Genomic DNA, 20,990 nt, shown 5'->3' with positions numbered 1-20,990 from the left:
GGCGGGAGCCGCCAAGCGACATCCCAGCAACCTGCCTGCTTACCTGTCTTCTGCCCTGCGAGATACAATGTATCTCACCCATTTTTGCAGAAGCACACCATGGCAACCACCACCATGATCCACGTGCGCGTGGATGAAGAGATCAAGGCACAGGCCGCCGAAACCCTGGCCGGCATGGGCTTGACGGTGTCGGATGCCGTACGTGTCTTCCTGATGCGCGTGGTGGCCGACCAGCAATTGCCCTTCGACCTCAGGGCACCCAACGCCGAGACGCGCGCAGCCATGCAGGAGGCGCGCGCCATGCGCAAGGCACGCTTTGCCACCTCGGACGATTTGCTCCATGACCTCGAAAAAGGCAGCGAGCAGTAAGCGCGCAGTCCTTCCCCGCGCATCGGACCGGACCAAGGCTTTCGCCAAGGACTGGGTCCGGCTGTCGCATTCCGGCCGCCATGACATGAAGCGGTTGAAGGAGGCCATGCTGCTGCTGATTGCCAACGACGCCCCCCTGGAGCCTCAGTGGCTTGACCATGCCCTCACCGGCGACTGGGCCGATCACAGGGAGTGCCACGTGGGGGGCGATTTCCTGCTGATCTACCGGCTCGATGGCCAGGGCGCCAACGAATCGATCATTTTCGTGCGAGCCGGCACGCACGCCGAGCTGTTCGACTAAGACACGCCCAGCAACGCCTCGCACACCTCACACAGGCGCCCGGCCAGACGCCGGCCCGGCGCCGACAACTGGGCGCGCACATGCAGTGCCACTTCCACATCAGGCACGGGGGCGAAGCCGGCCATGCCGTCGAGCAGGCGGTGGCCGGGCCCGACCAGCCGGCGCGGCAGCAGGCTGATGCCCAGGCCCTGCTCCACGGCGGCTTCCAGGCTGGCCAGGCTGGCGCTCACATAGGCCAGGCGCCAGCGCCGGCCTGCGGCATCCAGCGCATGCGTCATCTCGCTGCGGTACAGGCCGCCCTGTGGAAACACCACCAGAGGCAAGGGATCCATCCCGTGACAGGGATGCAGCGCACTGTCTATCCAGGCCAGCGGTTCAGGCCAGCGCGCCATGCCGGGCGTGCTGCCGCTGCGCTGCTTGACGATGGCCAGGTCCAGCTCGCCGGACTGGAACTGCTGCCATATCGCCTGCGATAGCCCGCTGGTCAGCTCCAGGCGCAACTGCGGCTGGCTGCGCGCCAGCGCGCCCAAGGCGGGCATCAAGGCATTGCCGGCAAAGTCCTCTGGTACGCCGATGCGCAGCACGGCTTCGGTGGCGCCAGCCAACTGCTCCACGGCCTCGTCCATGAGCGCGAGGATGCGTTGCGCATAGGCCAGCAGGCGCTCTCCTTCCAGCGTGCATTCCACATGGCGCCCGCTGCGGTCCAGCAGCGTGCAGCCCATTTGCTCCTCCAGCCTGCGGATCTGCTGGCTGACCGTGGACTGGGTCAGGTGCACGCCCTGCGCCGCGCGCGTGAAGCTGCCGGTTTCGGCCACGGCGCAGAAGCTGCGCAGCAGGGTGGGGTCTATGGAAGAGGGCTGCATGGGGCTTGGGCGAATTTCAGTGGCTTTGTCACTGCCTGGCATTTGATCATTTAATTTTCCAATTAATGGCCCCCGTCCTAGACTGCGGCCTCAGCTCCCGATTGCCCAGCCATCCCCATGCAAGAACAAGAACACATCCGCCTGCTGCGCCATGCCGTGCAGCTGGCGCACGACAACCGCCTGCGGGGCGGCCGGCCCTTCGGCGCCCTGCTCGCGCGCGAGGGGCAGATCCTGTCCACGGGCGTCAACGAGATCGTGCAAAGCCATGACCCCAGCGCCCACGCAGAAATGCAGGCGCTGCGCGCGGGCACGCGCGCCCAGGCCAACGCCAGCCTGGCCGGCTGCACCATCTACGCCAGCGGCCACCCTTGCCCCATGTGCCTGGCGGCGCTGGTGATGGCCGGGGCCGAGCAGGTCTTCTTCGCCTTCGACAACGCGGATGCACAGCCGTATGGCCTGTCCAGCGAGGGCGCCTACCAGCGGCTGCGCATGCCGCTGCAGCCGCCACCGCTGCCCCTGAGGCGGCTGGACACGGGCATCACGGCGGCCCAGCTGTACGGCAACGCCCCCTGGGCCTGAAGCCATGTCGTCCATTGCGCCTGCGCACACCGAGACCCCTGCCGCGGCACACGCCATTCCAACGGCGCTGTGGCTGGCCACCGTCGTGCTGGTCACGCTGAACCTGCGCCCGTTTCTCACGGCCATCGGCCCGCTGGGACCGCAGATCCAGTCCGCCACCGGCATGGATCTGTCCACGCTGTCCTGGCTGACCCTGCTGCCCATGGCGTTGATGGGCCTGGGCGCCTGGCTGGCCCCGGCCGCGCTTCAGCGCCTGGGTCCGCGCCGCGCCGTGGTCGGGTCCTTGGCGGTGATTGCGCTGGGCTGCGCGCTGCGCGTGGCGGGCTCCAGTGCGGCCACCCTGCTGGCCACGGCCGCGCTGTGCGGCGCTGGCGTGGCCCTGGTGCAAGGCGTGCTGCCGGGCCTGATCAAGCGCCAGTCGCCCGCACGCATGGCGCAGATGATGGGGCTGTACTCGGCCGCGCTCATGGGCGGCGGCGCCCTGGGCGCCCAGATTTCGCCGCTGGCCGTGCAATGGGGACTGGACTGGCGCCTTGCGCTGGCGCTGTGGACTGCGCCCGCCCTGCTGGCATTGGCGCTGGCGCGGCATGCGCTGCGTGCGTTGCCGGCTCCGGCGCCCATGGCAGGGGCCAACGCCACGCAAGACACCGGCTGGCTGCGCCGGCGCCCGCGCACCTGGATGCTGATGGCCTGCTTCGGCCTCATCAACGGCGGCTATGCGGCCATGGTGGCCTGGCTTGCACCCTTCTACCAGACGCACGGCTGGAGCCCCGCGCAAAGCGGCGGCCTGGTCGCCCTGCTGTCGGTGGCACAGGCCGGCGCCGCGCTGGGACTGCCCGTGCTGGCCGCGCGCCATGCCGACCGGCGGCCATGGCTGGGGTTCACGCTGCTGTGCCAGATCATCGGCCTGGCCGCGCTGGCCTGGTGGCCTGATGCGGCGCCGCTGCTCAACATCGTCATCCTCGGCATCGGCCTGGGTGGCTGCTTCGCGCTGATGATGGTGGTGGCGCTCGACCATCTTCCCCACCCCACGCAGGCCGGGGCGCTCAATGCGCTGATGCAGGGCGGCGGCTTTCTGATTGCGGCGCTGGCGCCCTATGTGATCGCCCGGCTGCACCAGTTCACGGGCGGATTCGGCGCCGGCTGGCTGGCACAGATGGCCGCCGTGCTCGTGGTCTGCGTACTGGTGTCCCGCCTGGCACCGCAGCGCTACGCCCAGGCCATGCGGGCACCCGGCGGCTGACCTGCTTCAGTGCGCGGCCTGGAAGCCGGCCGACCAGCGCACAAAGGCCCAGATGCACCAGGCCAGGCCCAGCGCCACCAGGCCGCCGCCGATCCAGCCGATGTTCTGCATGCCCGCGTGCATGCTGACCTGGCTGCCCAGCAGCGCACCGCCGCCAATGCCGATGTTGAAGATGCCCGAGAACATGGACATGCCCACATCGGTGGCGTCGGCTGCCAGCTTGAGCACCTGGGACTGCATGGCCAGGGCGAAGCAGATCATGGCGACACCCCAGACCGAGCTCATCACATAGAGCGAGGCCTCATGGCCCGAGGCCGGCACCAGCATCAGCAGGCTGGCCGACAGCACGCCAATGGCGGCCAGCAGAAAGCCGCGCGGATGGCGCAGGCCCCACCAGCTGAACATCACGCTGCCCACGATGCCCATGCCGCCGTACAGCAGCAGCACGGCCGTGGTCACCTTGCTCTCGAAGCCCGCGATGTCCTGCACGAAGGGCTCGATATAGCTGTAGGCCGTGAACTGCCCGGTGATCACGACCACCAGCAGGATGTAGATGGACAGCAGCGCCGGACGGCGCAGCAGCATGGGCACGCTGGCCAGGTTGCCCGCGTTCTCGCTGGGCAGACGCGGCAGCAGCCGGGCCAGGGCCACCATGACGATGGCGGCCACCCCGCCCACGGCCAGGAACGTCGTGCGCCAGCCCAGCCATTCGCCCACGATCCGGCCCAGCGGAATGCCCAGCACCATGGCCATGGAGGTGCCGGTGGCCAGCAGGCTCAGCGCCACGGCCTTCCTGCCGGGCGGCGCCACGCGCACGGCCAGCGAGGCCGTGATGGACCAGAACACCGCATGCGACAGCGCGATGCCGATGCGGCTGACCATGAGCGAGGCAAAGCTCCAGGCCACGCCCGACAGCACATGGCTGGCCACGAACAGCGCGAACACGCCCATCAGCAGCTTGCGCCGCTCCACATTGCGCGTGAGCAGCATGAAGGGCAGCGAGGCCAGGGCCACGATCCAGGCATAGATGGTCAGCATCAGCCCGACCTGCTCGGTGGGCATGCCAAAGCTCGCGCCAATGCTGCTGAGCAGGCCCACGGGCACGAACTCGGTGGTATTGAAGACGAAGGCGCCCAGCGCCAGCGCGATCACGCTGAGCCAGGCCTGGGCGGCCGTGGGTGTGGATGACGCGGAAACGGAGCCGGCCGCAGCGGAAACGGAAGGGGGCATGGGGAACGTGGGGCCTTTTTTGTTGCAGCGCAATATTGTGCTGCGCCATGCGACCGCCTGATGTCAGCTGCCGCGCAGGCCCCAGTGCCGCCAGGGGGACTCAGGCCGGAGGCAGGTGGCAGACGGCCTCGATGTTGTGGCCGTCGGGGTCGAGCACGAAGGCCGCGTAATAGTCGTCATGGTAGTGCGGTCGCAGGCCGGGCTCGCCATTGCAGCGCCCGCCTGCGGCCAGGGCGGCCGCGTGGAAATCATCGACCATGTTGCGGTTGTCCACGCGAAAGGCCACATGGATGGGCGGCTGGTTGGGCTCGCCGCCGGTGATCCAGAAATCAGGCTTGGGCGGCTCGCCAAAGCCGGCCGTGTCGCCGTGGCCGGTGAGCTCGGCGGACAGCTCCATCAGGATCTCGTAGCCCAGGGGAGCCAGCGCCCGCGCATAAAACTCCCGGCTGCGGTCGAAGTCCGATACGAGGATTCCCGTGTGGTCGATCATGGCGGCGCTCCTGCCTGTTCGTGACAGGCACCAGCATGCCATGGAGGCCGCCTGCGCACCAGCCGGGAGCCCCCGGTGCTCAGTAAGCGACGGTAAAGCGCTCGCGCAGGTGCAGGCCCTTGTCCAGCGCATCCACCAGGGCCACGGCCAGATCGGCGGCCGAGATGGTGCCGGGCTGGCCGTCGGCCTGCATCAACGGCTCATCCTTGCCCGTGCGGTACTGGCCCGTGCGCTCGCCATGGTCACCCAGGTGCAGGGCAATCGGCGGGCTCAGCATCGTCCAGTCCAGGCCCTGCTCCTTTTGCAGATCGTTGAGGGCATCGCGCGCAGCCGAGGCGCCGGGCTTGATGGCGGCCGGGAACTCGGGCGTGTCCACCAGTTGCCTGCCGGGCGCGATGTAGAGGCTGCCCGCACCGCCCACCACCAGATAGCGCTTGACGCCAGCCGCCTTGGTGCCCGCCACGATGGCGCGCGAGCCGCGCATGAAATCCTCATAGATGTCGGGATTGCCCCAGCCCGCGTTGTAGGCGCTGACCACGGCGTCCGCGCCTGCCACGGCCCGCTGCACGGCGGCGGCATCCAGCACATCGGCCTGCACGGCGTGCAGATGCGGCTGGGCCGCCAGCCTGGCGGGGTCGCGCACCAGGGCCACGACCTCGTGACCGCGCTGCAGCAGCTCCTTCAATACCGCCGAACCCACAAAGCCGGTTGCGCCAATGAGTGCCACTTTCATCTTCATTCCTTTGCGGCGCCTGGGCGCCTGTTCACGATGGCATTGAGATTACGCCGTTCACAATCGCTGCGGAAGACGGCAGTTTTCACCAACAGCTTGAAGCACCACTTCACAATACAGCCTATGGACGACTACAAACGCATGGCCGTTTTCGCCGCCGTGGTGCAGCACGGATCGATGAGCGCCGCCGCGCGCGCCCTGGGCATGAGCCCCTCGGCCGTGAGCCAGCAGGTGCGCCAGCTCGAGCGCGACGGCGGCGTCACCCTGCTGCACCGCTCCACCCGGCAGATCGCCCTCACCGACACGGGCGAGCGCTACTACCAGCAGTGCGCCGCCATGGCACAGGCCGCCAGCCAGGCGCGGGCCGAGCTGGCCGCCGCGCGCGACGAGCCCGGCGGCGAACTGCGCCTGTCGGCCACCGTGGGCTTTGCGCGCCACATCGCGCCGGCCCTGGGCAGCTGGCTGGCCCGGCATCCGGCACTGCGCCTGCACCTGGATGTGGACGATGCTCCCATCGACCTCATCCAAAGCCGCATCGACCTGGCGCTGCGCTTTGGCCGTCTGGCCGACTCAGGCTGGGCGGCCCGGCGCCTGGGCGCCATGCGCAACTGGCTGTGCGCCTCGCCCGCATGGATACAGGAGCACGGCGGCGGCGCGGCCTGGCGCCACCCGGCACCGCTGGCCAGCGCGCGCTGGCTGGGCCTTGCGCGCGAAGGCCAGGGCCAGGCCCTGCGGGCCGAGGCACGCCACCCGGCCACGGGCGAGACCTACAGCCTGCAGGTGCAGCCCCATGTGGCCAGCAACAACCAACTGTCCCTCCAGCAGATGTGCGAGGCCGGCCTGGGCCTGGCCCTGCTGGGCAGCATGGACGTTGCCGACGCGGTGGCCGAAGGACGCCTGGTGCGCCTGCTGCCCGACTGGGACTTCGGCGGCCTGGACATCTGGGCCGTCACCCCCCAGCGCCAGGCCCAGCCCGCCAAGGTGCGCCAGGCCATTGCCGCGCTGCAGGCCTATCTGGCGCAGTTGCCCGGCGTGGTCGATGCGCCGGCGCAGGCCCCGGCCGAGGTCCCGGGCCGATAAAAAAAGCCCGCACAAGGCGGGCATGAAAACGAAGGGAGGACAGGCTCTCAGTCGAGGGCCGTCTTCTGGCCGTTCTTGAACACGCTCAGCGTGTACGAAGGGTTCTTCATCTCGCCGTTCTTCTCGAAAGCGATCTTGGAGGTCACGCCCGAGTAGTCGGCCTTCTGCAGGAAGGGGATGTAGACCTTGGGGTCCCAGGAGTTGGCGCGCTTCATGGCGTCGGCCAGCATCATGGTGGCGTCGTAGAAGTACGGGCTGTAGACCTGGAACTGGCCGGGGTACTTGGCGTCGTAGCGCTTCTTCCATTCCGTGCCGCCAGGCATCTTGGCCAGCGAGGCGCCGCCGTCGGCGCAGATCACGTTGTCCAGCGGCTTGGCGCCGGCGGCCACCTTGGCCAGCTCGGGCACGCACAGGCCGTCGCCGCCGAAGTACTTGGCATCGTTCATGCCCAGCTGGGCCATCTGGCGCAGCATGGGGCCGGCCTGGCCATACATGCCGCCGTAGAAGATGCCTTCGGGCTTCTTGGCCTTGATCGAGGTCAGGATGGCCATGAAGTCCGTGGCCTTGTCGTTCGTGAACTCCGAGGCCACGACCTTCACGCCCAGCTTTTCCGCATCCTTCTTGAACACATTGGCCAGGCCCTGGCCGTAGGCCGTGCGGTCATCGATGATGGCCACGGTCTTGAGCTTGAGCGTTTCGGCCGCGTACTTGGCCAGTGCCGCACCCAGCGCGTTGTCATTGGCAATCACGCGGTAGGTGGTGTTCCAGCCGGGCTTGGTCAGGTCGGGGTTGGTGGCCGCGCCCGTGATCATGGGAATGCCGCAGTCCTGGAAGACCTTGGACGAGGGAATGGCCACGCCCGAGTTGAGGAAGGCCACGGCGCCGGCGACCTTGTCGTCGCACAGCTTCTGCGAAGCGGCCGTGCCCTGCTTGGGATCGGCCACATCGTCTTCGGCCACCAGCTGGAACTTGACCTTCTTGCCGGCGATCTCCATGCCCTTGGCATTGAGGTCGTCAATGGCCATGCGCACGCCGTTCTCGTTGTCCTTGCCGAAATTGGCCTGGGGTCCGGACACGGGGCCGATGTGGCCGATGCGGATCACCTGCTCCTGGGCCATGGCCACGCCACCCATGCCGGCCACGACGGCCGCAATACACAACTTCCGGGACATCTTCATCGCGCACTCCTCAGTTGAAACAGGCCGTCACGTTATTCCCGTCATCGCGGCTTGGCAATGGCGCGTCACGCCGCGTGACGGGACCGCGACACTCGGCCCCAACTCAGTGTTTACGAGAATCCATCCCCAACCAAAGCTGTGCTGGGAGGCTGGCCGGCTCACGCCGCGCGCGCCTGGCCCAGTGCCTGTACCTGCGCCAGCTGGTCCAGCGCCGCCAGGCAGGCATGCGCCACTTCCACGCCCTTCTTCACGAAGTGGGCACGGAAGAACTCCACATGATCGCCATGTTCGTGGAAATCGCGCGGCGTGAGCACGGCCGAGAACACCGGCACTTCGGTATCGAGCTGCACGCGCATCAGGCCGTCGATCACGGCCGAGGACACGAACTCGTGGCGATAGATGCCGCCGTTGACCACCAGCGCGCAGGCGATGACCGCGTCGAAACGGCCGCTGTCGGCCAGCTTCTTGGCCAGCAGCGGGATCTCGAAGGCGCCGGGCACGTTGAAGTGGCTGATGTTCTGCGCGGCCACTCCCTGGGCCTGCAGCTCGGCCGCCATGGAGTCGCGCGCCTGGTGCACGACATCGGTATGCCAGCTCGCGCAGATCACGGCCACGCGGCTGCGGCCCGCGACGGCCTTCCACGGCGTGCCCGAGGCCGTGCCGTGTGCGGAGAAGTTCAAGGAGACAGGAGTCTGATTCATGGTGCTCTTTCGAGATGAGACAAATGAATCAGGGCGCGCGCCATGGCGCCGCATGGCGCGGCACAGCCCATGGGACAACCATGGGCATGGCGCCTGCCATGCAGGTGCTGCGCGATCTCTTTCATCCGGACTGTGACCGTCGGCTCTGGCATCTCACCAGATCTGCTGACCCCGGCCGGCCTTGCGGCTAGCCGGGCGCTCGCGGGCTGCTGGACACATGCCGAAAGACAGATCCAGATACCGCCGGTGGGGAATTTCACCCCGCCCTGAGAACGCTGCTTTGCGGCGCACGGACTGCGCGCCGCCAAAGACAGCGGCTATTCTAGTCCCGCGCAGATGCCATTGCGGCGATCGGGGCGACCGCAGCCATTGCGCGCTGTGCCTGCGGATTTCATCTGGAAGCACCTACAGTACATGGACCAATTGCTATCAAAATAGAAGTCCCGCTGTCGCCGTCGTTGCCTCGCCAGGACGATCCAGGTCAACCATTGAGGCCTGTCAAACGTCATATGAAGAGATCCAGACAGGAAACACGCCTTTGCCCGGACACCACACCATGACCCGAACCAACGCCTCCCCCACGCAGCAGCGCCCGCAGCCTGGCCTGCGCCCCCTGCGCCTGCTGGCCGGCCTTGGCCTTGCAGCCCTGGTCACCGCCTGCGCCGTGCCGCCCGATGGCTATTCGGACATGGGCTCCGGCTACCCCAGCTATCCCAGCTACCCCAGCTACCCGTCCTATCCCAGCTATCCGTCGGGCGGCGTCGTCTACCCCTCGTATCCCACGCAGCCCGCCTATCCGGACAACGGCTGGTACGAGCGCCAGCGCCTGCAGCGCGAACGTGAGCGCCTGCAATACGAGCGCGAGCGCATCCAGCAGGAACGCAACCGCGATGCCTGGCGTGACCGCCAACAACGCGAGCGTGAAATGCGCGAGCGCGACCGGGACCGTGACCGCCAGGCCCAGGACCGCGACCGCCAGTTGCGCGAGCGCATGCAGGAGCAGCAGCGCCGCGAAGCCGAGCGCCAGCAGCGGGAGCGCGAACGCGACCAGGGCCAGCAGCAGCGCGAGCGCGAACGCCAGCAACGGGACCGGGAGCAGCAGCAGCGTGACCGCGAGCAGCAGCAACGCGCCATCGAGCGCATGCAGCGTGAAAGCCAGGGCGGCGGCAACCCCTACCCCACCCAGGATCCGCGCCACTGGCGCTGAACGGCTGACCGGCGGCATTTCCAGCCCCTGGGCGCCGCACCATAATCGGCAATACACCACATCCTTGTGCCGCTTGTGATGGGAAAGGAAACCGCCATGCACCGCACCCAAGACCTTGGCCACACCGGCCGCCGTTCATCGGCGGCCGCGCGCTGGGCGCTGGCGGCGCTTGTACAGATGTTTGTACCGCTGGTGCTGGCGCTCACCGCAGGCCCGGCCTCGGCCCAGGTCATCCGCTGCACGGACGCCAAGACCGGCCGCGTCACCTACACCAACAGCAGTTGCAAGGACGGCGAAAACCGCGTGCAGGTGCAGGAAGCCCCCAGCCCCGAAGAGCTGGAGCGCGAGCGCGCGCAGTCCGCCGCCGCCATAGAGCGCAAGAACCAGCAACTGGCCCGCGAAGAGGCCGAGCGCCGCACGCGTGCCCAGCAGCAGGAACGCGAGGCACGCAGCCGGCGCGAGCGCGAGAACTCGGCCCAGCGCGACGGCGGCGACTCCCCGGCCTGCCAGCAGGCGCGCCGCCGTCTGGACACCATCCTGGCCGAGGCCAATCCCGATCCCGCCACCTGGGGCCCGCGCAGCCAGGCCGCCCAGCAGCAGATGGAGATGGCCTGCCTGGGCCCCAAGGCCTATGAACAGCTGCAGCAATCGCGCGCATTGCAGCCCAATGCCATCAACCGGCCGTGGATCGTCGGACGCCCCGTGCCGCCGCAGCCGCTGCCGCCTTCGGCCCCCATCTCGCACTGCAACGTGTTCCGCTGCTACGACACCAACGGCGGCATCCACCCGCGCTGATTCAGGCGCGCAGCCCCTGCTCCACGGTCGGGTAGCGCAATCTCAGGCCCAGCTCCTCCTTCAGGCGCTGGTTGCGCAGGCGGCGTGACTCCCCCATGAAGCTCAGCAGGCTGGCCGGCAGCTCGCGCTGCGCCTGCTCGCGCGTGATGCGTGCGGGGCGCGGCAGTCCATAGAGATCGGCCGCAAGGTCGAAGTAGTCGCCCATGCGCAGCTGCGTATCGTCGCTGGCGTGGTAGATGCGCTGCGGCCGGCCGAGCCACAGCGCCCGCACGCAGGCGCGGGCCAGGTCGTCGGCATGGATGTGGTTGGTATAGACATCCTCTGCGGCGCACAGCAGGGGTGTCCCTCGCAGCAGGCGCCCGCGGGGCGTGCCGTTTTCCCGGTCCGGCGCATAGATGCCCGGGATGCGCAGAATGCTGGCGCGCAGGCCGCCGCGCCCGGCAAAGCGCACGGCTCGCTCGGCGTTCACGCGGCGCTGGGCACGCGCCGTGGCCGGTGCGGGCGGGCGGCTTTCGTCGATCCAGGCGCCCTCGCAGTTGCCATAGACGCCGGAGGTCGAGCCATAGACCAGGCTGGCCGGCCGGCCGCGAAGGCGCAGCACGCGCAGCAAAGCCGTGGTGCGCGGGTCCAGCCACCAGCCATCTTCGCCGGCAGGCGGATTGGGCGGCGGCGCCAGGTGGACGACGCGCGTGGCCAGGCCGGCCAGACGGCGCAGCGTGGCAGGTGCGTCCAGATCGCCCAGCAGCGGCGTGATGCCGCGCCCGCGCAGATCCTGCAGGCGCTCGGCGCCACGCGTCAGGGCCAGCACGCGCGGGCCCCGTCGTGCGGCACCCGAACGGGCGACGGGCGCGCCCGCCAATGCACCAGCCACGCGCAGCCCCACGTCGCCGCAGCCGACGATGAGCACGCGTTCGCGTCGAAAGCGCGCCGGCAGCGCGCCCAATGGGTTTTGGTTTGAGGGCAAAATCCTGGCCTGTTGCGAGGGCGGCCACCCGCGCGCCGCCGGTCGCGGCAGCGGCATGTCCGTCCGGGAAAGAAGATCGCCGGCGCGCTCCACGCGCCGCCAGCGCCCCCGAGGATACCGAGAACATGACCGAGATAGCCAACGCTTCCCACGAAATCACCGTACAGCCCAGCGGCCGCGCCTTCGCCACGCAGGGCAGCGAGACCATCCTGGCCGCCGCCATCCGCTGCGGCGTGGGCCTGCCCTATGGCTGCAAGGACGGTGCCTGCGGCTCCTGCAAGTGCAAGAAGCTGCTCGGCGAGGTCACCCATGGCGCCCACTCGGAAAAAGCGTTGACCGCCCAGGAAGAGGCCGACGGCTATGTGCTGACCTGCTGCGCCACGCCCAGCACCTCGGTGGTGCTGGAGTCGCGCCAGGTGACCGATGCCAGCGCCTTCCCGATCAAGAAGATGCCCGTGCGCGTGGCCACGCTGGAGAAGAAGTCGCACGACGTGATGCAGGTGCGCCTGCAGCTGCCCGCTGCAGACAAGTTCCGCTACCACGCAGGCCAGTACGTGGAATTCATCCTGCGCGACGGCGCCCGCCGCGCCTACTCCATGGCCACGGCCCCCCATGTGCAGGACACGGCACCGGGGCTGGAGCTGCACATCCGCCACATGCCGGGCGGCAAGTTCACCGACCACGTGTTCGGCGCCATGAAGGAAAAGGAAATCCTGCGCGTGGAGGGCCCGTTCGGCAGCTTCTTCCTGCGCGAGGACAGCGACAAGCCCCTCATCTTCCTGGCTTCGGGAACGGGCTTCGCCCCCATCAAGGCGCTGCTGGAGCACATCCGCCACAAGGGCATCACCCGCTCCGTCACCCTGTACTGGGGAGGACGCCGACCCGAGGACCTCTACCTCGACGCCTGGGTGCGCGAGCAGGCCGAGGCCATGCCCCAGCTGTGCTATGTGCCCGTGGTCTCCGACGCGCTGCCGGAAGACGGCTGGACCGGCCGCACGGGCTTCGTGCACCAGGCCGTGCTGGACGACTTTGCCAACTTGTCTGGCCATCAGGTCTATGCCTGCGGTGCGCCCATCGTGGTCGATTCGGCACGCCATGCCTATGTGGAGCAACGCGGCCTGCCGGCGGAAGAGTTCTACGCGGACGCGTTCACCTCCGAGGCCGACAAGGCTTCCTGAGTGCGCAGAAGGTGGCACGGATCAAGCAATACGCAGAAAAACTGCTTCCCATACCTGCGCGCAGCCAGGTGTCGCAATTTTTTTGCACAATAGCGCCCCTATGAACCGTAGAAACAGCCTTCTCTCGGTCATGGCGGCCGCTGCTGCCCTGGCCTCCCCGCTTGCCCTGGCGCAAGAGCCCATCCGCCTGATCGTGCCCTATGCGCCCGGCGGTCCGCTGGACATCACCGCGCGCGCGCTGGCCGAGCGGGTGCGTGACTCCCTGGGGGTGGTGATCATCGACAACAAGGCCGGCGCCGGCGGCAACATCGGCGCCGACGCCATTGCCCGCGCCACGCCGGACGGCATGACCATCGGCCTGGCCGCCACGGCCACCCATGCCGTCAATCCCTGGCTGTACACCAAGATGCCCTACGACGCGGGCAAGGACTTCGCGGGCATCACCCAGATGGTGCGCGTGCCCAACGTGCTGGTGATGAATGCGGCCCGTGCCGAGCAGCTCAAGATCCACAGCGTGGCCGACCTGATCGCCTACGCCAAGTCCCACCCCGGCAAGCTCAACTACGGCAGCGGCGGCAACGGCAGCGCAGGCCACCTGGCCGGCGAAATGCTCAAGCAAAAAGCCGGCATCTTCGCCCTGCACGTGCCCTACCGTGGCGCCAACCCGGCCCAGCTGGCCCTGCTGTCGGGCGAGGTGGACTTCAACATCGACAACCTGGCTGCCGCTGCGCCCAATATCCGCTCGGGCAAGCTCAAGGCGCTGGCCGTGACCTCGCTGAACCCCACCACGCTGCTGCCCGGCGTGCCCGCACTGTCCAAGACCTTCCCCGGCTTTTCCATCGACACCTGGTGGGGCCTGGTCGCCCCGGCCGGCACGCCCAAGCCCGTGCTGGACAAGCTGAGCCGGGCCTTTGCCGACGCACTGGCCGCGCCCGAGACCAAGACCCGCTTCGAGACCCTGATGGCCGAGCCCGTGTCCTCCACGCCCGCCGAGTTCGACAGGTTCATGGCGGCCGAGCGCGCCAAGTACCAGGCCATCGTCAAGGCCTCCGGAGCGAAGGTGGACTGAGCCGATCCACCGCGTCCCGCCTGGCAAAAAGCCGCAGCCGCCCTCAGGGCGCTGCGGCTTTTTCATTCAGGCCACTGTCGGGATTCAGGCTTGCCGGAGATGCCAGCCAGGCTTGTGCGCCAGGCAGATGCCCTGCCCCGCCACGGCCTGCAGCTGCGCGGGCGTGACGCGCTCAGGCGCGATCTCGGCCAGCGGCACGAGCACGAAGGCGCGCTCGTGCATGCGCGGGTGCGGCACGCTCAGGCGCGGCAGCGCGATGCGCTCGTCGCCCCACAGCTCGATGTCCAGGTCCAGCGTGCGCGGCGCATTGCGGTAGGGGCGCTCGCGCCCGGCCGCCAGTTCGATGGCCTGCAGCGCATCGAGCAGCGCCAGCGGCTGCAGCGTGGTGCGCACGGCGGCCACGGCGTTCAGATAGTCGGGACCGCTGGAATCGATGGGCGCCGTGCTGTAGAGCGAGGAGACGGCCAGCAGGCGCGTGCCCGTCAGGCCGCCGATGGCCTTCAAGGCCTGGCCCAGGGCCTGGCCGCAGTCACCGAGGTTGGCGCCCAGGCCGATGGCGACCCAGTGGCCTGGCTCATTCATCGCCGCCCATGCCGCCATCGCCCCCGCCCTGGGGCTTGCGGCGGCGGCGCCGCCGCTTCTTGGGCGCTGCAGCCTCCTCGCCGCCAGCCTGTGCCGCTGCGGGATCCTCAGGCTGCACGCCTTCCGCCAGGTTCACGCCATCGCGCGGCTGGCGGACCTTGGGCACGCGATGCACCTTGGGTTCGGCGCTGCGCTGGCGGGCGCGCTGCTCGTCGCGCGCCTGGGCGATCAGGTCGTCGCGGCGCGCGTCGTCGGCATTCTGGAACTCCTGCCACCAGCTGGCCAGGCTTTCCTCGACCTCGCCGATGTCGGCGCGCAGCCGCATGAAATCGAAGCCCGCGCGAAAGCGCGGCTGGGCCACCAGGCTGAACGGCGTGGCGCCCGTGCGCTTGTCGAAGCGCGGCTGCATGACCCAGATCTCGCGCATGTCGGCGGCCAGCTTGCCGCGGCCCGAGACATCGCCGATGCGCTGGTCGAACACTTCGTCGATGGATTCCTGCAGCGCGGGGAACGGGTGCTGGCGCTGGTTCAGGCGGCGCTCCCAGCCGGTCTTCACGTCATGCCACAGCACGCAGGCCAGCAGGAAGCTGGGCGCCACGGGCTTGCCTTCCTCGACACGGCGATCGGTATCGGTCAGCGCGGCCTGCACGAAGGGCTGCTCGGCACGCTCGACCACCACATCCAGCAGCGAGTAGATGCCGCGCGCCAGGCCCAGGCCGCGCAATTGCTCCACCGAAGCCAGCGCATGGCCGGTCTGCAGCAGCTTGAGCATTTCATCGAACAGGCGGCTTTGCGGCACATCGGCCAGCAGCGGCTCGCACTCCACCAGGGGCTTGGCCGTCTTGGGCTCGAGCTTGAAGCCCTTGCCCGCCAGCTTGGCGGCGAAGCGCACGGCGCGGATGATGCGCACCGGATCTTCACGGTAGCGCGTGGCCGGGTCGCCAATCATGCGCAGCATGCGCTTCTTGGCGTCGTCAATGCCCTTGTGATAGTCGACCACGATCTGCGTGCGCGGGTCGTAGTACATGGCGTTGATCGTGAAGTCGCGGCGCGTGGCATCCTGGTCCTGCGGACCCCAGACGTTGTCGCGCAGCACGCGGCCGCTGGCGTCCACCGCATGGTGCATGCCGGCGAGCTGGGCCTTGCTGGTGCGCTCGTTGCCGCTCACGGCCTCGGCCGCGCTGTTGTCCAGGAAGGCGCGGAAGGTGGAGACTTCGATGACCTCGTTCTCGCGCCCGCGACCATAGACCACGTGCACGATGCGAAAGCGCTTGCCGATGATGAAGGCGCGGCGGAACAGGCCCTTGACCTGCTCGGGCGTGGCATTGGTGGCCACGTCGAAGTCCTTGGGGCGCAGGCCCAGCAGCAGGTCGCGCACGGCGCCGCCGACGATGTAGGCCTCGTAGCCCGCGTCCTGCAGCGTCTCGACCACGTCGAGGGCACGCCGGTCCACCAGGTTGGGATCGATGCCGTGCACCTGCACGGGCACCTCCTGGCGCTTGCCGAAGGGCGACTTGCGCGCCCGTGGGGCGGCCGAGGCCTTGCCCAGCAGCTTGTCGATGATGTTCTTGATCATGGTGCTTCGCCAAACAGGTCCAGAATGCGCCAGCCACGTTCCTGGGCCAGGGCGCGCAGCCGAGTGTCGGGGTTGGTGGCCACGGGGTGGTCCACGCGCTCGAGCAGGGGAACGTCGTTCCAGGAGTCGCTGTAGAAGGAGGTCTCCACGCCGCTCCACTGCAGGCCGCGCGCATCCAGCCACTGCTGCATGCGCTGCACCTTGCCGCCGCGCATGCTGGGCGTGCCACGGATCTCGCCCGTGAACCAGCCCTGCGCGTCGCGCTCCAGTTCCACCGCGATCAATTCCTGCACGCCGAGGGCGGCGGCGATGGGGCGCGTCACGAACTCGTTGGTGGCCGTGACGATGATGATCTGGTCGCCCGCCTGCTGGTGCGTGCGCAGCAGCTCCAGTGCCTGGGGACGGATGGCGGGGGTGATCACCTCGCGCATGAAGCGCTCGTGCGCCTCGGCGGCCTGCTGCGCGCCACGGGCGCAGAAGGCCTCGGTGGCAAAGCGCACATAGTCGTGCACGTCGAGCGTGCCCGCCTGGTAGTGCGCGAAGAACTCGGCATTGCGGCGGCCGAACTCGACCGGATCGGTCCAGCCGATGCGCGTCGTGAACTCGCCCCACTCATAGTCCGAATCGAGCGGCAGCAGCGTGTGGTCCAGGTCGAACAACGCCAGCCGGGGCCGGAGTTGCTTCTGATCAGAGGTCATGCATATCCTAAAAAAATGGGTCCCGCGCTGCCCTTGCAACGCAGGCTCCGCCGGCTCCCGCAGTCCCTGCCCACAAGAAAATGCGGGCTCATTCGGTTTCCAGCATCGTCTTGAGCAACGGAATGGTGATGGCGCGCTTGTTGCGCAGCGCAAAGCCGTCGAGCATGTCGAGCAGCTGCATCAGGCTGCCCAGGTCACGCGAGAAGCGCTTGAGCATGTAGTCCATCACATCGTCGCCCAGAAAAACGCCACGGGCATCGGCCTCCTGGCGCAGCACCGCGCGGCGCGCGGTTTCGTCGAGCAGCTGCAGCTGGAACACATGGCCCCAGCCCAGCCGCGTGCGCAGATCCTCGCGCAGCTTGAGGTCTGCCGGCGGCAGCGGGCCGGCCCCCAGCACCCAGCGCGGCGAGCCCGTGGCCGGGCTCGTCGCATTCACAAACCAGTTGAAGGCCCGCGCCTGCTGCAGCGGAGTGTAGATGTCCACATCGTCCATCAGCACTGCCGCCCAGCGCTCGTCGAAGGGCGGCGGGAACAGGGTGGAGGCATCCATCCAGCCCACCATGGCGCCCTGCTCGCGCAGGGCCTCGCGCACGGCCTTGAGCAGATGGGTCTTGCCCGAGCCCGATTCGCCCCAAAGATAAGTGGGCACTGGCGTGCGGGCCGTCTGCATGCGGCCATCGCCCACCCAATGGCGCAAATGATCGATCACCGCGGCATTGGGGCCGACGAAAAAGCGCGACAGCGTCGGGCTCGACGCCATGCTGATATCCAGAGCCAGCTGCTTCATCTGCGACATACGCGCAGCGCCCCCTTTCCTGTGTCCAGGCGGGTCCATGCGGCAAAAGCAGGCAAAGGAATCGGCAACGGCATTGGGTTGATAGCAAAGACAGGCCCGCCCTGCCGCAGCGCTGCGGCAAGGCGGGCGACGCCGGGGCGTTCCCGGGCGCAACAGGGATTTTAGTCTGCGCGGCGCACGGCACGGCGGCAGCCGGCCCGCTTGTGCAACGAAAGCCCCCTCGAAGCCCACTGGCGCGCGCGCCTGCCGGCGGCCGGCGCCGTAGAATCCCGGGGTTCCAGCCCGGCCTCGGGCCTACCGCACCGTACCCATCCATGAGCTCTTCTGCCCCCTCCTCTACCCCGATCTCCTACAAAGACGCCGGCGTCGACATCGTCGCTGGCGACGCGCTGGTCGAGCGCATCAAGCCGCTGGCCAAGAAGACCATGCGCGAAGGCGTGATGGCCGGCATCGGAGGCTTCGGCGCACTGTTCGAGGTGCCCAAGCGCTACAAGGAGCCCGTGCTGGTCTCGGGCACCGACGGCGTGGGCACCAAGCTCAAGCTGGCCTTCGAGTGGAACATGCACGACACCGTCGGCATCGACCTGGTGGCCATGAGCGTCAACGACGTGCTGGTCCAGGGCGCCGAGCCCCTGTTCTTCCTCGACTACTTCGCCTGCGGCAAGCTGGACGTGGACACGGCCGCTGCCGTGGTAGGCGGCATTGCGCGCGGCTGCGAGCTGTCGGGCTGCGCACTGATCGGCGGTGAAACCGCCGAAATGCCCGGCATGTACCCGGCCGGCGAATACGATCTGGCCGGCTTTGCCGTCGGCGCCGTCGAAAAGTCCAAGATCCTCACGGGCCAGAGCGTTGCTGCTGGCGACGTGGTGCTGGGACTGGCCTCGGCCGGCGTGCACTCCAACGGTTTCTCCCTGGTGCGCAAGTGCATCGAGCGCGCCGAAAGCCAGGGCAGCCTGCCCGAAACGCTGGACGGCAAGCCGTTCAAGCAGGCCATCATGGAACCCACGCGCCTGTACGTGAAGAACGTGCTGGCGGCGCTGGAGCAGCACCCCATCAAGGCGCTGGCCCACATCACGGGCGGCGGCCTGCTGGAGAACATCCCCCGCGTGCTGCCCGAAGGCCTGGCCGCCCACCTGGATGCCGGCAGCTGGCCCCAGACCGAGCTGTTCGCCTGGCTGCAGAAGACGGCCGGCATCGACGCCGTGGAAATGAACCGCACCTTCAACAACGGCATCGGCATGGTCGTTGTCGTGCCCGCCGAGGCTGCCGAAGCCACGGCCGCCACGCTCGCGAAGCTGGGCGAGACGGTCCACACCATCGGACGCATCGCCGCACGCGGCGAGGGCGAGCCTGTCGAGGTCCGCTGACCACGGGCCCGCAGCGCATGACCCAGCACCTGCCCTCGCCCATCATCTCCCCGCAGCCCGCGCCCACGCGCGGCGTGACGCTGTCCAGCTATGTGCTGATGGCCGGCGCCCTGCTGCTGATCATGTGGCAGGGGCTGCTGCCGGGCATGCTGTGCGTCTGCGTGGGCTTTCTGGTCACGCGCGCGCTTGCCGGGCTGCTGTCACGCGCCCAGCCCAAGTCCCGGCGCGGCTCGCTGCCGCGCTGGACGCAACTGGTGGCAGCCACCATCGTCATTCTTGCGCCGCTGGCCCTGCTCAGCGGCGCGCTGTCGCACACGCGCACCTACATCACCGACGCGCCGCAGCAGTACCGCGAGCTGCTCGACTATCTGGCGCACACGGTGCTGGAGCTGCGTGACAAGCTGCCGGCCGACATGGCCGACCAGCTGCCGGACGGCGCACAGGAAATCCAGCACCTGCTGGCCAGCTACCTGGCCGCCAAGGCCGGCGCCCTGGCCCATGCGGGCCGCGCCTGGCTCACCGGCCTGCTCTATGCCTACGTGGGCCTGATCATCGGCGCCCTGGCCGCCGTGCGGCCCATGGTCACGCGCCGCCCGCCCCTGGTGGCAGCGCTGCGCGAGCGCATCCGGCTCATGGGACTGGCCTTCCGCCAGATCGTGGCGGCCCAGTTCTGGATTGCGGCCTTCAATACCTTCCTGACGGCCATCTTCCTTCTGGGCGTGCTGCCGCACTGGAACCTGACCCTGCCTTACACGCCAGCCCTGATCACGCTGACCTTCATTGCAGGCCTGGTGCCCATCGTGGGCAACCTGCTGTGCAATGCGGTGATCACCATCGTGGGCCTGTCGGTGTCCCCTGTGGCCGCCGCCGCCTGCCTGGGCTTTCTGATCCTGATCCACAAGGCCGAGTACGTGATCAACGCCAAGGTCGTGGGCCAGCGCACGCACATGGGCGTATGGGAGCTGCTGGCGGTGATGTTCGTGGCCGAATCGGTGTTCGGCCCTGCAGGCCTGGTGGCCGCTCCGCTGTTCTACGCCTATCTCAAGAAAGAGCTGGAAGCCGTCCGGCTGGTCTGATCAGCCCACGCGCGGGCGGCTACAGCCCTCTCAGCCGCCGGATCACCTCGCGCACGGCCACGGCCTGCGCGCCCTGCTGGGACTGCAGGAAGCGCTCCAGGTCTTCAAGCGCACGCTCGGTCACCCCCCATTGCGCATAGGCCAGCCCCCGGTCCCGCAGGATCTCGGGCATGTCGGGCCGCAGCACGGCCAGCCGGTTGAGCACGGCCACCAGCAGCGGCCAGTCGCGCCGGGCATGGTGGATTTCCTGCAGGTTGCGCAGCATGCGCTCCAGAACGTCGCGCGGCGAGGCGCCCTGCAGGTACATGCCCAGCGGAGCGGCCTCTTCGGCCGACAGGCCCGCGCTCTGCCAGAAGGGCTCCAGCCGCTCGGCCAGGCTGTTGGCAGAAAAGGACTCGCCACTCAACGGGTCCATCACCACCTGCCCCTGGGGCAGGCGCATCTTGACCAGGAAATGGCCGGGAAAGCTCACGCCCTGCGCCGGCAGATCGATGGCCGCAGCCAGCTCCAGCCAGATCAGCGCCACACTGATGGGAATGCCGCGCCGCGTCTGAAGCACATGGTGGATGTAGCTGTTGGCGGGGTCGTAGTAGTCGTTGAGATTGCCGCCAAAGCCCAGCTCGCCGTAGAAGAACTGGTTGAGTCCGCGCAGGCACTGCAGCGGATCGGTTTCGCCAGCCAGGCGCTGGACCAGGCGCACCTGCAGCCGGTCCAGTTCGGCGCTGGCCGCCTGCAGGTCGAGATCGGGCACGGCATCCTGGGCGATGCTGATTGCCGCCTCCATCAGCGGCAGGTGTTCATCGCTTTGCACCAGCGCTGCAAAGTATTGCAGGGCCGTTGGCGTGTCGTCGTAGCTCCAGCTCATGATGCCTTGTGAATTTGCAGCGCCCAGGCCTGCAATTATGCGGGTTCGGG

Annotated in this window: 23 protein-coding genes and 1 riboswitch; of the genes, 11 read left to right on the top strand and 12 right to left on the bottom strand. The window is 68.5% G+C overall.

Going from position 1 to position 20,990, the window contains the following annotated elements; translation table 11 throughout:
* The first annotated feature begins 99 nt into the window (after positions 1 to 99).
* Both AC5I49_RS25275 and AC5I49_RS25270 read left to right on the top strand, forming a co-directional pair.
* Positions 100 to 369, top strand: coding sequence for a type II toxin-antitoxin system RelB/DinJ family antitoxin (locus AC5I49_RS25275; RefSeq protein WP_151019639.1), 270 nt, complete (start codon positions 100 to 102; stop codon positions 367 to 369).
* The gene (locus AC5I49_RS25270) at positions 341 to 670 is read left to right on the top strand and encodes a type II toxin-antitoxin system YafQ family toxin (protein ID WP_026062230.1); all 330 of its coding nucleotides are present in this window, start codon (positions 341 to 343) and stop codon (positions 668 to 670) included. Before AC5I49_RS25275 ends, AC5I49_RS25270 begins: the two co-directional genes overlap by 29 nt.
* Here the strand turns inward: AC5I49_RS25270 and AC5I49_RS25265 are convergent.
* Positions 667 to 1,533 carry a LysR family transcriptional regulator gene (locus AC5I49_RS25265; RefSeq protein WP_074921598.1) on the bottom strand — a complete coding sequence of 289 codons (867 nt, stop codon included), beginning with the start codon at positions 1,531 to 1,533 and terminating at the stop codon, positions 667 to 669. The genes AC5I49_RS25270 and AC5I49_RS25265 overlap by 4 nt on opposite strands.
* A 117-nt stretch (positions 1,534 to 1,650) precedes the next feature.
* Here AC5I49_RS25265 and AC5I49_RS25260 point away from each other — a divergent pair, with 117 nt between their 5' ends.
* Positions 1,651 to 2,112: a nucleoside deaminase gene (locus tag AC5I49_RS25260; protein WP_047217797.1), complete on the top strand. Its 462-nt coding sequence runs from the start codon at positions 1,651 to 1,653 to the stop codon at positions 2,110 to 2,112.
* Between the two features lie 4 nt (positions 2,113 to 2,116).
* Positions 2,117 to 3,355: a cyanate transporter gene (locus tag AC5I49_RS25255; protein ID WP_046986359.1), complete on the top strand. Its 1,239-nt coding sequence runs from the start codon at positions 2,117 to 2,119 to the stop codon at positions 3,353 to 3,355.
* 6 nt (positions 3,356 to 3,361) lie between these two features.
* Here AC5I49_RS25255 and AC5I49_RS25250 read toward each other — a convergent pair whose 3' ends face one another.
* The 3 genes from AC5I49_RS25250 to AC5I49_RS25240 all read right to left on the bottom strand — a co-directional run bounded on the left by AC5I49_RS25250 (position 3,362) and on the right by AC5I49_RS25240 (position 5,808).
* Complete coding sequence (locus AC5I49_RS25250; protein ID WP_473042594.1) at positions 3,362 to 4,585, bottom strand: sugar transporter; 1,224 nt, start codon at positions 4,583 to 4,585, stop codon at positions 3,362 to 3,364.
* Between the two features lie 100 nt (positions 4,586 to 4,685).
* Positions 4,686 to 5,075: a VOC family protein gene (locus AC5I49_RS25245; protein WP_016448965.1), complete on the bottom strand. Its 390-nt coding sequence runs from the start codon at positions 5,073 to 5,075 to the stop codon at positions 4,686 to 4,688.
* A gap of 79 nt (positions 5,076 to 5,154) precedes the next feature.
* The gene (locus AC5I49_RS25240) at positions 5,155 to 5,808 is read right to left on the bottom strand and encodes an NAD(P)-dependent oxidoreductase (RefSeq protein WP_016448966.1); all 654 of its coding nucleotides are present in this window, start codon (positions 5,806 to 5,808) and stop codon (positions 5,155 to 5,157) included.
* Positions 5,809 to 5,931: 123 nt separating this feature from the next.
* On the opposite strand from AC5I49_RS25240, the gene AC5I49_RS25235 reads away from it, so the two are divergent.
* Entirely contained in the window at positions 5,932 to 6,888 is a 957-nt protein-coding gene (locus AC5I49_RS25235) for a LysR family transcriptional regulator (RefSeq protein ID WP_016448967.1), read from the top strand.
* A gap of 47 nt (positions 6,889 to 6,935) precedes the next feature.
* Here the strand turns inward: AC5I49_RS25235 and AC5I49_RS25230 are convergent, their stop codons facing one another.
* Positions 6,936 to 8,066, bottom strand: coding sequence for a branched-chain amino acid ABC transporter substrate-binding protein (locus AC5I49_RS25230; RefSeq protein WP_016448968.1), 1,131 nt, complete (start codon positions 8,064 to 8,066; stop codon positions 6,936 to 6,938).
* Positions 8,067 to 8,224: 158 nt separating this feature from the next.
* Complete coding sequence (locus AC5I49_RS25225; RefSeq protein ID WP_016448969.1) at positions 8,225 to 8,767, bottom strand: 6,7-dimethyl-8-ribityllumazine synthase; 543 nt, start codon at positions 8,765 to 8,767, stop codon at positions 8,225 to 8,227.
* Positions 8,768 to 8,876: 109 nt separating this feature from the next.
* Positions 8,877 to 9,045: riboswitch (FMN riboswitch) on the bottom strand.
* 278 nt (positions 9,046 to 9,323) lie between these two features.
* Here AC5I49_RS25225 and AC5I49_RS25220 point away from each other — a divergent pair.
* Together AC5I49_RS25220 and AC5I49_RS25215 are read left to right on the top strand one after the other, a co-directional pair.
* Positions 9,324 to 9,974 (top strand): hypothetical protein, encoded by a 651-nt coding sequence (locus AC5I49_RS25220; RefSeq protein ID WP_495790067.1) that lies wholly within the window; start codon positions 9,324 to 9,326, stop codon positions 9,972 to 9,974.
* Positions 9,975 to 10,070: 96 nt separating this feature from the next.
* Positions 10,071 to 10,769: a DUF4124 domain-containing protein gene (locus AC5I49_RS25215; protein ID WP_034365410.1), complete on the top strand. Its 699-nt coding sequence runs from the start codon at positions 10,071 to 10,073 to the stop codon at positions 10,767 to 10,769.
* Position 10,770: 1 nt separating this feature from the next.
* Here the strand turns inward: AC5I49_RS25215 and AC5I49_RS25210 are convergent, their stop codons facing one another.
* Positions 10,771 to 11,790: an SDR family oxidoreductase gene (locus tag AC5I49_RS25210; RefSeq protein WP_016448972.1), complete on the bottom strand. Its 1,020-nt coding sequence runs from the start codon at positions 11,788 to 11,790 to the stop codon at positions 10,771 to 10,773.
* A 68-nt stretch (positions 11,791 to 11,858) separates the two neighbouring features.
* Here AC5I49_RS25210 and AC5I49_RS25205 point away from each other — a divergent pair, with 68 nt between their 5' ends.
* Positions 11,859 to 12,911 carry a CDP-6-deoxy-delta-3,4-glucoseen reductase gene (locus AC5I49_RS25205; RefSeq protein WP_016448973.1) on the top strand — a complete coding sequence of 351 codons (1,053 nt, stop codon included), beginning with the start codon at positions 11,859 to 11,861 and terminating at the stop codon, positions 12,909 to 12,911.
* A 100-nt stretch (positions 12,912 to 13,011) separates the two neighbouring features.
* Entirely contained in the window at positions 13,012 to 13,980 is a 969-nt protein-coding gene (locus AC5I49_RS25200; RefSeq protein WP_043790482.1) for a Bug family tripartite tricarboxylate transporter substrate binding protein, read from the top strand.
* An 84-nt stretch (positions 13,981 to 14,064) separates the two neighbouring features.
* On the opposite strand, the gene folK is transcribed toward AC5I49_RS25200, so the two are convergent.
* The 4 genes from folK to hda form a co-directional block, all read right to left on the bottom strand.
* Positions 14,065 to 14,580 carry a 2-amino-4-hydroxy-6-hydroxymethyldihydropteridine diphosphokinase gene (folK, locus tag AC5I49_RS25195; RefSeq protein WP_034365366.1) on the bottom strand — a complete coding sequence of 172 codons (516 nt, stop codon included), beginning with the start codon at positions 14,578 to 14,580 and terminating at the stop codon, positions 14,065 to 14,067.
* Positions 14,555 to 16,138, bottom strand: coding sequence for a polynucleotide adenylyltransferase PcnB (gene pcnB, locus AC5I49_RS25190; RefSeq protein ID WP_495790066.1), 1,584 nt, complete (start codon positions 16,136 to 16,138; stop codon positions 14,555 to 14,557). The genes folK and pcnB overlap by 26 nt, the downstream gene beginning before the upstream one ends.
* The gene (locus AC5I49_RS25185) at positions 16,135 to 16,836 is read right to left on the bottom strand and encodes a histidinol-phosphatase (protein ID WP_047325866.1); all 702 of its coding nucleotides are present in this window, start codon (positions 16,834 to 16,836) and stop codon (positions 16,135 to 16,137) included. Before AC5I49_RS25185 ends, pcnB begins: the two co-directional genes overlap by 4 nt.
* A gap of 88 nt (positions 16,837 to 16,924) precedes the next feature.
* Positions 16,925 to 17,623, bottom strand: a complete 699-nt coding sequence (gene hda / locus AC5I49_RS25180) for a DnaA regulatory inactivator Hda (protein ID WP_026062235.1) — start codon at positions 17,621 to 17,623, stop codon at positions 16,925 to 16,927.
* A 323-nt stretch (positions 17,624 to 17,946) separates the two neighbouring features.
* On the opposite strand from hda, the gene purM reads away from it, so the two are divergent.
* A complete protein-coding gene (purM, locus tag AC5I49_RS25175) occupies positions 17,947 to 18,999 on the top strand; it encodes a phosphoribosylformylglycinamidine cyclo-ligase (RefSeq protein ID WP_016452588.1) in 1,053 nt (350 codons plus the stop codon).
* Positions 19,000 to 19,016: 17 nt separating this feature from the next.
* Entirely contained in the window at positions 19,017 to 20,075 is a 1,059-nt protein-coding gene (locus AC5I49_RS25170; protein ID WP_016448979.1) for an AI-2E family transporter, read from the top strand.
* Between the two features lie 19 nt (positions 20,076 to 20,094).
* Here the strand turns inward: AC5I49_RS25170 and AC5I49_RS25165 are convergent, their stop codons facing one another.
* On the bottom strand, positions 20,095 to 20,940 hold the full coding sequence (locus tag AC5I49_RS25165) for a SirB1 family protein (protein WP_016448980.1): 846 nt from the start codon (positions 20,938 to 20,940) through the stop codon (positions 20,095 to 20,097).
* Positions 20,941 to 20,990 lie beyond the last annotated feature (50 nt).

The organism is Delftia sp. (assembly GCF_059499305.1).
The sequence above is the reverse complement of the archived record's forward strand: the minus strand, read 5'-3'. Positions and strand labels throughout refer to the sequence as shown.

Bases quoted from the DNA above. Each gene is read 5' to 3' on its own strand.
- AC5I49_RS25275 (WP_151019639.1), top strand. From the start codon at position 100: ATGGCAACCACCACCATGATCCACGTGCGCGTGGATGAAGAGATCAAG.
- AC5I49_RS25270 (WP_026062230.1), top strand. From the start codon at position 341: ATGACCTCGAAAAAGGCAGCGAGCAGTAAGCGCGCAGTCCTTCCCCGC.
- AC5I49_RS25265 (WP_074921598.1), bottom strand. From the start codon at position 1,533: ATGCAGCCCTCTTCCATAGACCCCACCCTGCTGCGCAGCTTCTGCGCC.
- AC5I49_RS25260 (WP_047217797.1), top strand. From the start codon at position 1,651: ATGCAAGAACAAGAACACATCCGCCTGCTGCGCCATGCCGTGCAGCTG.
- AC5I49_RS25255 (WP_046986359.1), top strand. From the start codon at position 2,117: ATGTCGTCCATTGCGCCTGCGCACACCGAGACCCCTGCCGCGGCACAC.
- AC5I49_RS25250 (WP_473042594.1), bottom strand. From the start codon at position 4,585: ATGCCCCCTTCCGTTTCCGCTGCGGCCGGCTCCGTTTCCGCGTCATCC.
- AC5I49_RS25245 (WP_016448965.1), bottom strand. From the start codon at position 5,075: ATGATCGACCACACGGGAATCCTCGTATCGGACTTCGACCGCAGCCGG.
- AC5I49_RS25240 (WP_016448966.1), bottom strand. From the start codon at position 5,808: ATGAAAGTGGCACTCATTGGCGCAACCGGCTTTGTGGGTTCGGCGGTA.
- AC5I49_RS25235 (WP_016448967.1), top strand. From the start codon at position 5,932: ATGGACGACTACAAACGCATGGCCGTTTTCGCCGCCGTGGTGCAGCAC.
- AC5I49_RS25230 (WP_016448968.1), bottom strand. From the start codon at position 8,066: ATGAAGATGTCCCGGAAGTTGTGTATTGCGGCCGTCGTGGCCGGCATG.
- AC5I49_RS25225 (WP_016448969.1), bottom strand. From the start codon at position 8,767: ATGAATCAGACTCCTGTCTCCTTGAACTTCTCCGCACACGGCACGGCC.
- AC5I49_RS25220 (WP_495790067.1), top strand. From the start codon at position 9,324: ATGACCCGAACCAACGCCTCCCCCACGCAGCAGCGCCCGCAGCCTGGC.
- AC5I49_RS25215 (WP_034365410.1), top strand. From the start codon at position 10,071: ATGCACCGCACCCAAGACCTTGGCCACACCGGCCGCCGTTCATCGGCG.
- AC5I49_RS25210 (WP_016448972.1), bottom strand. From the start codon at position 11,790: ATGCCGCTGCCGCGACCGGCGGCGCGCGGGTGGCCGCCCTCGCAACAG.
- AC5I49_RS25205 (WP_016448973.1), top strand. From the start codon at position 11,859: ATGACCGAGATAGCCAACGCTTCCCACGAAATCACCGTACAGCCCAGC.
- AC5I49_RS25200 (WP_043790482.1), top strand. From the start codon at position 13,012: ATGAACCGTAGAAACAGCCTTCTCTCGGTCATGGCGGCCGCTGCTGCC.
- folK (WP_034365366.1), bottom strand. From the start codon at position 14,580: ATGGCGGCATGGGCGGCGATGAATGAGCCAGGCCACTGGGTCGCCATC.
- pcnB (WP_495790066.1), bottom strand. From the start codon at position 16,138: ATGATCAAGAACATCATCGACAAGCTGCTGGGCAAGGCCTCGGCCGCC.
- AC5I49_RS25185 (WP_047325866.1), bottom strand. From the start codon at position 16,836: ATGACCTCTGATCAGAAGCAACTCCGGCCCCGGCTGGCGTTGTTCGAC.
- hda (WP_026062235.1), bottom strand. From the start codon at position 17,623: ATGAAGCAGCTGGCTCTGGATATCAGCATGGCGTCGAGCCCGACGCTG.
- purM (WP_016452588.1), top strand. From the start codon at position 17,947: ATGAGCTCTTCTGCCCCCTCCTCTACCCCGATCTCCTACAAAGACGCC.
- AC5I49_RS25170 (WP_016448979.1), top strand. From the start codon at position 19,017: ATGACCCAGCACCTGCCCTCGCCCATCATCTCCCCGCAGCCCGCGCCC.
- AC5I49_RS25165 (WP_016448980.1), bottom strand. From the start codon at position 20,940: ATGAGCTGGAGCTACGACGACACGCCAACGGCCCTGCAATACTTTGCA.